This window comes from Rhodococcus sp. MEB064, from assembly GCF_000834565.1.
Lineage (GTDB): Bacteria > Actinomycetota > Actinomycetes > Mycobacteriales > Mycobacteriaceae > Rhodococcoides.
In genome coordinates, this window is sequence record NZ_JXQS01000053.1 from 42,149 (window position 1) to 54,526 (window position 12,378).

The 12,378-nt window shown below is 65.3% G+C and carries 11 protein-coding genes; all 11 read left to right on the plus strand.

What is annotated here, in order from left to right:
• Positions 1-395: 395 nt before the first annotated feature.
• The 11 genes from RU01_RS18370 (at position 396) to RU01_RS18420 (ending at position 12,343) form a co-directional block, all read left to right on the plus strand.
• Positions 396-1,826 (plus strand): polysaccharide biosynthesis tyrosine autokinase, encoded by a 1,431-nt coding sequence (locus RU01_RS18370; protein ID WP_052493365.1) that lies wholly within the window; start codon positions 396-398, stop codon positions 1,824-1,826.
• Positions 1,823-3,202, plus strand: a complete 1,380-nt coding sequence (locus tag RU01_RS23245; RefSeq protein WP_042576032.1) for an O-antigen ligase family protein — start codon at positions 1,823-1,825, stop codon at positions 3,200-3,202. The genes RU01_RS18370 and RU01_RS23245 overlap by 4 nt, the downstream gene beginning before the upstream one ends.
• Positions 3,199-4,443, plus strand: a complete 1,245-nt coding sequence (locus tag RU01_RS18380) for a glycosyltransferase (protein ID WP_197074818.1) — start codon at positions 3,199-3,201, stop codon at positions 4,441-4,443. Before RU01_RS23245 ends, RU01_RS18380 begins: the two co-directional genes overlap by 4 nt.
• Entirely contained in the window at positions 4,440-5,705 is a 1,266-nt protein-coding gene (locus RU01_RS18385; RefSeq protein WP_156148993.1) for a hypothetical protein, read from the plus strand. The genes RU01_RS18380 and RU01_RS18385 overlap by 4 nt, the downstream gene beginning before the upstream one ends.
• Positions 5,692-6,936 (plus strand): hypothetical protein, encoded by a 1,245-nt coding sequence (locus RU01_RS18390; protein WP_042576035.1) that lies wholly within the window; start codon positions 5,692-5,694, stop codon positions 6,934-6,936. The genes RU01_RS18385 and RU01_RS18390 overlap by 14 nt, the downstream gene beginning before the upstream one ends.
• Entirely contained in the window at positions 6,933-8,741 is a 1,809-nt protein-coding gene (locus RU01_RS22615; protein WP_082043235.1) for a glycosyltransferase, read from the plus strand. The genes RU01_RS18390 and RU01_RS22615 overlap by 4 nt, the downstream gene beginning before the upstream one ends.
• Complete coding sequence (locus RU01_RS18405) at positions 8,738-9,712, plus strand: glycosyltransferase (protein ID WP_082043236.1); 975 nt, start codon at positions 8,738-8,740, stop codon at positions 9,710-9,712. The genes RU01_RS22615 and RU01_RS18405 overlap by 4 nt, the downstream gene beginning before the upstream one ends.
• Positions 9,709-10,497, plus strand: coding sequence for a hypothetical protein (locus RU01_RS18410; protein ID WP_042576036.1), 789 nt, complete (start codon positions 9,709-9,711; stop codon positions 10,495-10,497). The genes RU01_RS18405 and RU01_RS18410 overlap by 4 nt, the downstream gene beginning before the upstream one ends.
• A 416-nt stretch (positions 10,498-10,913) precedes the next feature.
• Complete coding sequence (locus RU01_RS18415; protein WP_042576037.1) at positions 10,914-11,276, plus strand: hypothetical protein; 363 nt, start codon at positions 10,914-10,916, stop codon at positions 11,274-11,276.
• Positions 11,273-11,431 (plus strand): hypothetical protein, encoded by a 159-nt coding sequence (locus RU01_RS22975; protein ID WP_156148994.1) that lies wholly within the window; start codon positions 11,273-11,275, stop codon positions 11,429-11,431. The genes RU01_RS18415 and RU01_RS22975 overlap by 4 nt, the downstream gene beginning before the upstream one ends.
• 30 nt (positions 11,432-11,461) lie before the next feature.
• Positions 11,462-12,343: a GGDEF domain-containing protein gene (locus tag RU01_RS18420; protein ID WP_052493366.1), complete on the plus strand. Its 882-nt coding sequence runs from the start codon at positions 11,462-11,464 to the stop codon at positions 12,341-12,343.
• The last annotated feature ends 35 nt before the right edge of the window (positions 12,344-12,378 follow it).

The following is a 12,378-nucleotide window of genomic DNA, read 5'->3' on the forward strand; positions in this document are numbered from 1 at the left end:
CAGGTCGTCACGACTGAGAATCGGGATCGAGGATGCACAGCCTTGTGATGCCGACGATGGTTTCAGCGAACTCCGTACACGCGGTCGATTCACATGACATGCCGCAGGACAACAACGAGTCCGGGGGAGGTCGTTGCGGATCAATGCTCGGAAGGCAGCCGTTCGAGCGATGACGTCCAGCCGCCCTTGGCGGCCGTTCACGTCGGCCGGCGCACCGCTGTTCTCGCGAAAACGCTGGCTACACAGGTATCGGACCCCGAAACGGGGGTATCGGCGCCCAGTGGGCGATGAACGGGGCGGAGGTCCGAAAGACCGTCGGAACTGCGTCGCAGTTGTCCTGGCATCGCGCTCCTGTCGTCGTACGATCTCGTTGACGACGCTGGGAGACAAGCACAGTGGGAACACAGGGATTTGTTCGAATCTTACGTACTCGGTGGTGGGTCATTCTGCTGGCGACGCTCGCCGGCGCGGTGGCAGCACTCGCGTACTCGGTGTCAGTCACGCCGATCTATGAATCGACCACGAGGTTCTTCGTGTCGACATCGGCTCAGACGGTCGACGAGTTGTACCAAGGAAACCTCGCGTCGCAGCAACGTGTCGCGTCATACACCGATCTGCTCACGTCGGAAGCGTTGGCGGAACGTGTCATCACCGCAGGCACGTTTGCTCTCTCCGCCGACGAACTGGTCGGGAAGATCGCAGCGGAGTCGAAGCCCAACACCGTCCTGATCACCGCGACGGTCTCGGACCGTTCCGCTCAGTCGGCACGCGATATCGCAGACGTGCTGGGAGTCCAGTTCGTCGATTTCGTACGCGAGGTGGAGACACCCGACGAGGGAGGGGCGTCCGCGGCACAGGTCTCCGTCGTCCAGCAGCCGCAGGTCGCCCGCGAACCGTCGTCTCCCAAGACGGCACGAAACGTCGTGCTGGGCACAGTGTTGGGCGTACTGGTGGGGCTTGCTGCTGCGGTACTGCGCCAGCGCTGGGACAGGACCATCATCGATCCGTCGACACTGGAAGAGGTGTCCGACAGCGTCATCGTCGGCCGAGTCCCGATGGACAAAGCTTTGGGTGAGTCGCACCTCATGGCACAGGACGACGCGGGCTCGTTCGTCGCCGAGGCGTTCCGGGAGCTTCGCACCAACCTTCAGTTCCTCGCGGTGGACAATCCGCCACGCCTGATCGTCGTCACGAGTTCCGTACCGGGTGAGGGAAAATCGGTCACCTCGATCAACCTCGCAGCCGTTCTGGCGGAGAACGGAAGTACGGTCGCGCTGGTCGAGGGTGACCTTCGCCGCCCTCGGGTCGCGAAGTATCTCGGATTGGTTTCCCGTGTCGGACTGTCGAACGTTCTGTCGCGACAAGCGACCACGGAAGAGGTCCTTCAGTCGACGACCATGCCGGGTATGCAGATACTCGCGTCCGGGCCCATACCTCCGAACCCCAGCGAACTGCTCGGCTCCGACACCGCTCGTAGAACCCTCGCGGAGTTGAAGGCTGCGTTCGACTACGTGATCGTCGATGCCCCGCCTCTGCTACCGGTCACTGATGCTGCCGTACTCACCGCGCACTGCGACGGGGCGCTCTTGGTCGCTCGTCATGGCGTCGTCAAGAAGGAAGAGCTCGCTCGTGCAGTGAGCAACCTGAACATGGTGAACGCACCTCTGCTGGGGGTCGTCATCACCATGGCGCCTGTCTCCGGACGTGATTCCTCGCACTACAAGTACGACTACAGGCCGGACGCCCCCACGGCGCCGAGCGAACAGACCGCCGAAAGCTCGTCGAACGAGGATCCCTCGACCGCGCGCCACGCCACCCCGACATGACCTCCTCGCGGACGGGGGAGGGCGCGACGGTGATGGTCGTGGCGTGCGTGGCGACGCTGTGTGCGCTGTCGTTCCCCACCGCGGCTCTCGTCGGTCTGGCACTGGTCGCTGTGGTCGGAACAGCGGTGCTGTCGCTCCGCGACATCCGGGTCGCATGGTGCGTCCTGTTTCTGGCTGTCTGCGCGAACGGCGCATCCGTCGACGTGGCCGGAGCGACCTTCCGGCCCGAGTACTTCGTGGTCCCGTTGTTCGTCGCTGCGCTCGTGGCGCATCACAGACGGGAGGGCACCTCCTTTCGCTCCATGAGCGGTCGAGAACGGACTGTGGCAGGCGCGATGATCGTCTGGGTTCTCATCGCAGTGATGACCAGTTCGGTGGTCGCGCCGAGTCCTTTTCTCAGCCTCAGAAGCTGCGTCCAGTTCCTCGTCGGTCTGGTGGTGTTCTTTCCCCTTCTGTTGTCCTCGTTCGATCGGGTGTACGCCCTTCGTAGTGGGACCGTCATCCTGTCGTCGATCTCGGTCGGGAGTATCGGGTACTGGCTTCTGGATCCTTCCCGCCGCGTGAGTGGTCTCGCGTTCGAGTACAACATCATGGGGAGCCTCTGCGCGGCGTGGCTGGGTGTGATGTATTACTATGTGGGTCAACATCTTTCGAACGGTACGCCCATCATGGATCGTCGGCTCGGGTGTGCCGCCGTCCCGATCGTCATCGCACTTCTGCTGACGGAGACGAGGGCGGCCTGGGGTGCTCTGCTCGTCATCCTTCTCTTCGCGGCATGCCGGGTGGTCGGGCGATATCCGATTTCCGTCATCGCGGCGACCATGGGCCTGTGTCTGGGAGCAGCAGCGCTCGCAGGTGTTCGCGACGGATCGGGTGAGGACACACTGTTGTGGAGGATCTCCCATCTGACCGACTTCGACAGTGGCACCGGTGCGTATCGAATGCTGTTGTGGCAGGACGCGATCACGCAGATCGGAGCGCGAGACTGGAGTTTCCTGTGGGGTACGGGTGCGAATTCTTTCTCGCAGTTCAATCCTGTGGATCCGACCTTCGTCGGCGCGGCCTATCTGAGCTCGATCTGGCTGGGTCTTCTGTACGACGTCGGGGCGCTCGGGTCGATCGCTTTCCTCGTCGCGGTAGCGGGGATCGTGTCGAGGATTCCACGGCCCGTCCATGCGATCCCACTGATCGTGTCGCTCGCCGCATGTGCGTCACTCACCAACATTCTATGGTTCGCGTTCCCGTGGGTCTTCCTCGCGTTGGTTGCGGGGCCTGTCGCTCAGCAAAGGCCTGTGGGTCAGCAGGGGGCGCAACGACGGAAGCCACGCGGGCGCAGGATCCATCGTCGGCGTCTCCGCGCGCAGGTGCAATTGTGAGCGGCCGCCGAGAAGTGATTCTGTTGTCCGCGTTCGTCGTTCATCCTGACATGCCCAGCGAGCCGGGAATCGGCTGGCAGTTCCTGACAGCTGCGCTGGAGCACGCGCACGAGCACGACATGGGTGTGGTTCTGCTCACCAACCGGCGATCCGCCGCTGCGGTCGACGGCCGTGTGTCGGAGCGACTTCGCACTCGACTGGTGGTCGTCGCTGTCGACATACCCTTCGCACCGTCGTTCTTCCGTTGGCACGAACCGTCGTTCACACGATTCGAGCACGAGGTGTGGGTCCGGTTGGCCGCCCGGCGCGTCCCGCAGATCGAACGAGACCACCGAGTGCTCTTCGCACACCATGTCACCTTCGCCACCGAGATACTGGCAACACCGATCACGCGGTCGGCCCCGGGAGTGTTGCGGGTGTGGGGCCCGGTCGGTGCCGGCGGTGTCGCTGCCGTCTATCGCATGGAGCCACGAAGCTGGGCGTCGCGTCGACAGTGGGTGATGCAGCGGGCCCGCGACGGGGTCGCGGGTACACGGGCTCGAAGCATCGCCCGCCGCTGCGATCTGGTGATCGCACAGAACACCGCGACAGCGGCGGCGGTGTCGAGCACCGGTGTGGAGGTTCGAGTGTTCCCCAACGTCGTCGTCGACGGCCCCACCGCGGTGGATCGTGATGAGCCGCGTGCGCCCGGCGCACTGCGCCTGCTCGTGGTCGGTCACTTGATTCCCCGCAAGCGACCCGAACTCGCGGTGGCATTGCTGGCAAGGCCGCAACTGGCCGAGGCCCGGATGACGTTCCTCGGCGACGCCACCGTCGACTTCGCCGCTGAGGTCTCGGACCTGGCCGACGAACTGGGGGTGCGATCCCGTGTGACGTTCGCGGGAGTCTGCGACCACCGACGCGTCATCGACGAGATGATGCACGCCGATGTTCTCGTGCACACCTCGGGCCGTGAGGGAGCCAGCGGCGTTGTGGGCGAGGCGAGCGCCGTCGGCCTACCGGTGGTCTGCTTCGGCGGTACAGGAGCAGCGTCCGTTCTCGAAGAAGCTGGGACGTCCGGAGTGGTGGTCGACGTCATGCCGACCACCACGCTCGACGACGTCGCGGATGCCGTGGCCGCTGCTGCGGCAATGGCGCGGACGATCACTCGCATGTGGACCACCGCACGCTTTCGATACTTGATCGACGATCTTGCTCGGGTCGCTCGCGCCCGACAGGCGACAACGGAGGACGTGCGATGACGACCGCTTTACGAACAGGGCTGCCGCGTCCGCTCACCCCGCGGAACGTGTCGTTCCGATTCCTGCACAACGTGCGGGTCTACGGTCCTTTCGACCTCCCGGACCAGACAGTCGTGGAAGATCGCCTCCGGGCTCTGTTCTCGTCCGAGCGCGGACGGTCGGTGCTTCGGTCGGTGGATAGAGACCGTGCGACGGAGTATGTCCCGCGAGGTCGTCACGCGATCGACGCGGTGCTCGACCGCATCGTCCGCCGGAGTTCTGCAACGAGTGCACGGGAACTGTTCGACGAGCTCATGGAACTCGCAGCCCCGGAGGTCCCGCTGGAGATCACGGTGTCGGACCAGTTCATCGGAGTGAGACCTAACCACTCGTTCTCGGACGGCACGTCCGGCAACGCGTGGGTGGTTGCCGTGGTGTCCGCAGCAGCAGGTACGCCGGACTTCCGACTGATCGACGATCTCGTCACCAGCATGGCGCTCCCGAGAGCGGTGGCTCGAACACGCCTTTTCCGCCCGCGCGTGCTGCGTGCCGCGCTGAGTTCCGCGCGGCAGCACGTCCCGGAGATCGTGCCTCCCGAGCCGCAACCGCGAGCTCCGGTGCGCACGGCTGCTGCGCTTCTCGATCTCGAGGACCTCCGACGTTATGCAGCATCTGTCGCGCCACCGGGGGAGAAGCTGTCCGTGGCGTCGGCGTTGTCGCTCCTCGTCCTCCGGAGCGCGTCCGACATCGTGCCCGACGATCTCGACCTCGCCGTGCTGATGTCGTTCGAAGCCCGTCGCTATCTCGGCTCCGGGCACGGGACGTCGGGGAACTTCGCGCCGGCCCTGACCATCGGACGGCTCCGAGACCCCCAGTGGTCACCGGCCGAGATCTCGGCTCGGCTCTCGACCCTCGTCGAATCGTCCGCGCCGCTGGCGGTCCTCCTTCGGGGAGCGGCGTTGGACTACCGGCCTCACCGCGCGCTGACCACACGGCGCGGCGGCGCGACGGGTGCGCACGTCTTCCGACCCGGCCGTTCGATTGCCCTGTCCAACATCCTTCCTACGCCCGGGTACGACGACTTTCCGTGGTCGAGTCCCGTCGAGAGGTGCTGCATGTCTGCGGCCGTCACACCGTCCGGCATAGGCATCACCGTCTACACGGAGCGAGCGGGTGGTGTGCTGACGATGAGCGTCGTCGATGACTCGCAGCTGATCGATGTCGACACCCTGCTCGACACTGTGGTGCGGGAAAGTGTGGTGCGGGTTCATGGCCGCGTCTGATGCCGGTCTTCGTACGCTGGGGGTACGTGTCGTCGACCAGGGGTTCTGGTCCTTAGGCTTCTTCGCCTTCACCCTGACCGCGGGACTCGCGCTCGACATTCCCATGTTCGCAGCGGTCTCCGTCGGAACAGCGATCGGCGCCATTGCGGTGGGGGCGGCGAGAGCATGGGCGATCAATGCGCCCGTCATCGTGGCCGGGCGTGCAGGCGTCGCACCGGAGGCCGCGATCGATCTCGTGTCGAGCAGGAAGGGTGCCGTCGCCTTCGCAGGCGTCGCGGCGGCCGTCACAGGTGGTTGGACAGCGGCCGACGGCGCCATCGCCGCGGCAGTCTCCATCGCCGCACTGTGCGCCCTGGTCGTCTTGGCCGACGTTCCTCGACAGGTTCTCGTCATACGAGGGAGGTATCGCCAGTCCGCCGCCATCAGCGTCACGTACGCGGTCCTGGGGGGAGCCACGGGCGTGGCCGTCGCATCGGGAACCGCCGCCGGCCTCGTCGTTCCTCTGTGGTGCGCGACCCTGCTCGTACTGACAGTGATGGGTGTGATCCTGTGTGGCCGCGCCGAGTCGGGCCCCGACCCGTTGTCGAACCAGGGGACTCGGGTGTCCTTCGCGTGGAGGATGACGGCGGAGGCCCTCTATCTCGGGATCGGGAGTCAGGTGTCCACCCTGATTCTGTTCCTCGTGAACGACGACGTCGCCACGGCCGGCATCCGGTACGCGTACACCTTGGTGTTCGCGCCGGCGTTCGTGGTCGTCCAGGGAATCCAACCCCTGGTGATCAAACACGTCGCCCGAGTCGCGCCCGAAGGACCGAAGGCTGTGGTCGGAGTGGGGGTGGCCTGGAGTGTCGGCGTGACGGCAGCCGTTCTGGTCTGCGGATCGTCCGGCGCTCTGCTGCTGGCGACAGTGTCTGCCGATGCGGGACCGGCGGTGGCGCTCGACTATCTCCTGCCGGTCGGTATCGCCATCGTGTCGGGCCAAGTGTTCGAGGTCGCGCTGTTGGCGGCACGAATGTTCACAGAGCCGGAAACTGCTCACAGGATTCGCATCGCGTCGGTTCTTCTCGATGTCGGCTCGCAGGCGATCGGGGTAACCGTCGGGGGCGCGATGGGGCTCGTGGTCGCTCTGGTGGTCGTCGGTGTCGCACGTACAGCGGTCTCGGCCGTCGTGCTGGTAGCCACCCCCCGATGGGTCGCGCGTCACCGCGTGGCGGATGAGGCGGCTCTGTGAAGGTCCTTTTCGACGGTTATCACTGGTTCGACGGACCGCCGTCCGGCAAGGTGACAGTTCACGAAATGGTGGCCGCCTGGCGGACCACGTTCCCCGACGATCGGATAACCCTTGCGCTCCCGCGACTTCCCGACGCGGACGAGTCTGCGGTCTTCGATGCGACGGGTATCGGATGGTGCCGCACCCACCTGCCCACGCACCCGGCCCGGAACGGACTCGAACTCGCTCTTCGGGCGACCTCGTACGACTGGGTGATCTGCCAGAACTTCTCCACCCTCTTCGGTAGGGGCGCAGTCTTTCTGCACGACGGCATCTTCCAATCCAATCCGGAATGGTTCACCCCGATCGAGCTGGCCTACCTGTCCCTGTATCCACCGCTGTCGCGTTTCGCCCGGGTGCGGTTCACGTCCAGCACGACGGAAGCGCAACGGATCCTGCGATACAACCCCACTCTGAACGCCGTCCATCCGGTCGGACTGGGAATGTCCACGAAGCTGGCCGAGGCGCGCCCGGAGATCGATCCCGGCTGGACCATCGTCCCGTTTCGGTACATCCTTTCAGTGGGCCGTTTGAACGCACGAAAGAACCTGCACCGCACAATCATCGGGGCACTGTCCGAAGGCGCGCTCTCGGCTGATTGTCCGCTGGTCGTCGTGGGCGAGGCCGATGGACTGGGCGACGCGCCGGATGACCGCGTCACGCGGGCGATCGATGCGGGATTGATCGTCCACGTCGGACGGGTGAGTGTCGAGCGACTCAGCTGGCTCTACCGGAACGCCACGTTGTTCGTCTACCTCTCTCTCGACGAGGGCTACGGTCTACCGCCGGTGGAGGCCCGATTCTTCGGCGCACCATTGCTGGTCAGCGACATCCCGGTCTTTCGTGAGGTCTTGGGTGGGGGAGCGGTGTTCGTCGAGCCCACGAACGTGCAGGCGATCTCACAAGCCTTCGTCTCGGCACCGCGTCGCACATTCGCGTCACCGGTGGGCAGTGACCTGACGCCGAGGTGGAGCGATGTCGTGAAGAGAATGCGTCGGCATATGGCCGAGTCGTCGGCCGGAGCGGGCCGGTTCGATTCGAGCAACGAGCGAAGGACGGCAGGGATGGTCGCGAGACTTGTGATGGACCGAGCGTATTGGGCGCTGCGGCGTCGGCATCTACCCGACGACATGGCGTTGTCCGAGATCGTGGGATTAGCCGGTAGGCGTGGGGGTCAATTGATTCGGGGGCAGACGTGGGGCACTCGCTACCTCCGCGGATCAGCGCCCCATTTTCGCGGGCGAGGCGTCCATGTCGTCGCCGCGAACAAACTGGTCGTGGGGCCCGGCGTCGTCTTCGAAGATTCCGTGACGATCGACGCGACGTCACGCGACGGCATCGTGCTCGGCGCAGGAGTCACTGTGGGCCGTGGTGCCTCCGTCATGGGGTCGGGCGTCGTGTCGGAACCCGGAATCGGGATCACAGTCGGGGAGGGAACCGCCATAGGCATGTACAACGTCGTCTGGGGACAGGGCGGTGTGCACATCGGCGCACAATGCCTGCTCGGTCCCCACGTCGTGATCGTCAGCGAGGATCACGCGGCCGGAGACGTGACCACGCCCATCAACCGGCAGGGGTTCGTCCGAGCTCCGATCGTGATCGGTGACGACGTGTGGCTCGGCGCGGGCGTCGTCGTCACGAGCGGGGTCACCATCGGGAACGGTGCGATCATCGGCGCCGGGTCGGTGGTGACCAAGGACGTCGCCGCGGGGGACGTAGTGGGTGGCGTACCGGCGCGAGTTCTGCGTGGAAGAGCGCACCAGTGAGTCGTAAGATCTCGGTGATCATGGTGACCTACAACAGCTCCCATGTCGTCGTCGATTCGCTGGCGCCGATCGCGGGTCACGATGACATGGAGATCGTCGTTCTCGACAACGCGTCTACCGACGACACGTGCTCAGTGGTGTCGACGCGGTTTCCCGAGATGACGTTACTGCGCGGCGATACCAACATGGGCTTCGCGCGAGGAGTGAACACGGCGGTGCGCTCTGCGAGAGGCGATGTACTGGTGCTCCTCAATCCTGATGCCGTCATCTCCGCCGACGGCATCAGGAAGCTCGCAGACCGTGTTCTGGATACCGGAGCCGTCGTGGCTCCCGTGGTGCAGCACCCGCAAGGACTACTCGCCGTCGGATCGTCCGGACGGTTTCCGACGACGTGGCGCATGTTCACGCATTATTCCGGACTCTCCCGCATCCGCCGTGTTCCGGCTTTCGCCGGCCATTACACCCTGCTCTCTCAGATGCCGTCCCGCACCGTTCTGGATGTCGACTGGGTGAGTGGAGGGTGCCTCGCGGTGGCGAGACCACAGTGGAACCAGCTGTCCGGGTTGAGCGAGCGATGGTTCATGTATGCAGAGGACGTCGACTTCTGCTGGCGGGTATCGAACACCGGTGGCCGATGCGTGGTGGACACCGGCGTCGCGGCCACTCATTTGGTGGGTGGGAGCGACGGCACACCGTCGCGCACTCCCAACAGTCAGTGGATTCTCAATCTGTACGACTTCGCGGCACTGCGCATACTGTCCGGCCGTGCTTCGTCTGTCCGGTGGGGAGTGGTCGTCGCCGCGGGACTGGCGTTGCGCGCTCAGATCTTCCGCGTCCAGGCATTACTCGACAGGGCGCACAGAGAGCCGCGAGTGCGGGCAGCCGCAGCTTTCGACGCTCACGCGCGCGCGGTCCTGCGCCGTGCACTGACCATCGCGCGAGGCAAGGACGAGAAGGGGGCGCAGACATGAATGCTTCCAAGAGGACCGTGGCAACCCTCGTCGCAGCAGGAGCGCTCGTGGTAGTCGCACTCCTGCTCTTGCGACTTGGCGACGACCGAGCCGAGAGCGGCGTTTCGGCGGGTCCGCCCTCGGACGAGGGGCCGACAGCGACGTCACTGTTCGCATCGAAACTCGACGACACCACCGTGCCGGTGAACATTCTCATCGTCGGTGACGACACCGGAAAATCCGTGGGAGGGTGGGTGACACTGGTCGCTCAAGACCTCGGCATCGCTCACTCGCGTGCCGTGGACGTTCGCGACTGGGATCTCGCTACCGGATCCGGCTATCTGCCACCGGTCAGAATGTGGGACGCACCCGGGGAACCGTTGACGGTCTGGAACGTGTCGGTGGCTCGCAATGTCGATTTTCTTCTCGGCGCATTACCGAATGCGGTCCCACCCACCCCGACGGACGTCGACGCCGTGGTCGTCAACACGGGGACGGTCCAAGCGCCTGAGACGCTTGCGCGGGAAACGGTGTCGCTCGCTCGTGCCGCGGAATCGCGCGTAAATCCGGAACGAACGATCGTCGTTGTGCAACCGGTATCGGATTCGACGAACGCCGGTGCCACCGAGCGAAGTCGGGTCGACGTCGAGACGTCCGCCCGCAAGAACGGGTTCGAGGTGGCAGATGTCCGGAGCGCCTTCGACTCTGCGAACACCGGGCCGCTCTTCGAACCGGGATCAATCTACCCCGACGTCGAGGGGGCCCGCGTGTGGGCGTCGACGGTCGTCGACGCCGCCACGTCCTGAGCCTCCCGTGTCCGGTTCTTGCGATCTATCGGCCGATCCAGCACGGTTTTCACGATGTCCGAAGCCTCCCCTGATTGCTCCCTCACCGTTGTCCTATCCACGAGCAACGAGCGCAAGAATCTTGCCAAGTCGGTCGTAATGTTCACCGCATGCCGATGAACGAAATCGGCGTCCTCGTGGTCGACGATGGATCGCCGGACAGGAGTGGCGACGTGGCGGACGTATTCACCCCTCCGTCGCCATTCCGGCGAGTTTCTGGATCGCACTACCTTCATCGTCGTTGCCTCTGACCGCCGTGCGTGCATGTAGGGCAACACAGTTCGTGCGCCCGCGTCATGGTTTATCGCCTAGCCCGCTGTTCTGCTTGATGTCGCAGGGGGACCGACGGTCGGTTCCCCACGACGTCGGGGGACATCTTGATCACAAGGCGCATTGTCGGCACCACGCTCGCAGCGGTCTCGATTGCAGTTGCGGGGGCCGGAACTGCCGGTGCAGCAACGACATCGGACCCGGTCCGGGACTTCGTCGAATCGTTCGAGACCGCCGTCGACGAGTGCTCGTCGGGAATGGTGACCGGCGCGATGAGCGGTGCCAGCGTCGGCGGCATGCTGGGTGCGGGGGGAGGGCCCATGGGAGTTGCGGTCGGAGCTGGAGTAGGCGGTCTGATCGGGGAGATCGCCGGCGGGGAGACGTCGTGCGAGGAGCGCGTCATCTCCGGTACCGCGGTCGCGGATCCGGACGACGTCTCCCGCGGACACAAGGGCAAGGGTCGTAAGTGAGGGCGTCTCGCGTCGACGCACGTATCTGGGCGGCCCTGTCGGTCCTTCTTCTCTGCACCACGCTGACGCTGATGGTCACCGGCGGCGCACCGGTCGCGATCTGTGGTTTCGCGGGCGCGACCGCTCTGGCGGCCGTCCGGGCGATGAGGACCTGACGACGGCTCTGACCTGCGTACGCTCGTGACATGAGTTCTCGGCTGGTGGACGAGGGCACGTACCAGGCAATGTTCGACGCCAGCACCGTTCCGATGGCGCTGGCGGACGAGCAAGGATTGCTGGTGCTGGCCAACGATGCCTACTGCCGTCTGGTCGGTCGCTCGTGGAACGACATCGCGGGCCTGTCCTCACGCGGATTCACCCATCCCGACGACATCGCCCAGCACCACCGGATGGAACGGCTCACGGCCGACGCCGATCGGCGCGGCGAAGTTCTGCGCCTGGAGAAGCGATACGTGCGTCCCGACGGTGAAATCCGGTGGGGATGGGTCTCGACCACCAGCGTCGTCAACGCCCGCGGAAGCGTCTGGACGATGGCGGTGATCCACGACGTCACCGACCGTCGCACCAAGGAAGACGCCCTCGCGCAGGCCGTGATGACGGACGGGCTCACCGGCCTGCTGAACCGCAGAGGCTGGCGTGAGCGTGTGCAGTCGCTGGTCGGCGACGAATCGTTGGTTCTCGCAATGCTCGACTTCGATCTGTTCAAGTCGTACAACGACGCTCACGGTCACGCGGCCGGGGATGCTCTGCTGGTGGGGTTCGCCGACGCCGCGACACGGATGCTCGGCCCTGACGTCGTGTTGGCTCGCTGGGGCGGCGAGGAGTTCGCAATGGCGGTCCCCGGTGGCGGCCCGGAGAGGGTTACCGCGATCCTGACCCGGCTGATCGCTGTGATGCCGGCTGAGCAGACGTTCTCCGCCGGCTGGGCGATGCTGGGCGTCGACGAGGACATTCACGACTGCCTCGATCGCGCCGACCACCTTCTCTGCAGCGCGAAACGAGACGGCGGACGGGGTCGCACGTACGGGGACAGGTCCTTCGGTTCTCCTGTCGACGCCACGTGGTGACGACGCGGAATGTCCGGTTCTTGCGATCGCGGCGC

Excerpts from the sequence above, each read along its gene's own strand:
- RU01_RS23245 (WP_042576032.1), top strand. The coding sequence starts at position 1,823 with ATGACCTCCTCGCGGACGGGGGAGGGCGCGACGGTGATGGTCGTGGCG.
- RU01_RS18385 (WP_156148993.1), top strand. The coding sequence starts at position 4,440 with ATGACGACCGCTTTACGAACAGGGCTGCCGCGTCCGCTCACCCCGCGG.
- RU01_RS18390 (WP_042576035.1), top strand. The coding sequence starts at position 5,692 with ATGGCCGCGTCTGATGCCGGTCTTCGTACGCTGGGGGTACGTGTCGTC.
- RU01_RS18410 (WP_042576036.1), top strand. The coding sequence starts at position 9,709 with ATGAATGCTTCCAAGAGGACCGTGGCAACCCTCGTCGCAGCAGGAGCG.
- RU01_RS18420 (WP_052493366.1), top strand. The coding sequence starts at position 11,462 with ATGAGTTCTCGGCTGGTGGACGAGGGCACGTACCAGGCAATGTTCGAC.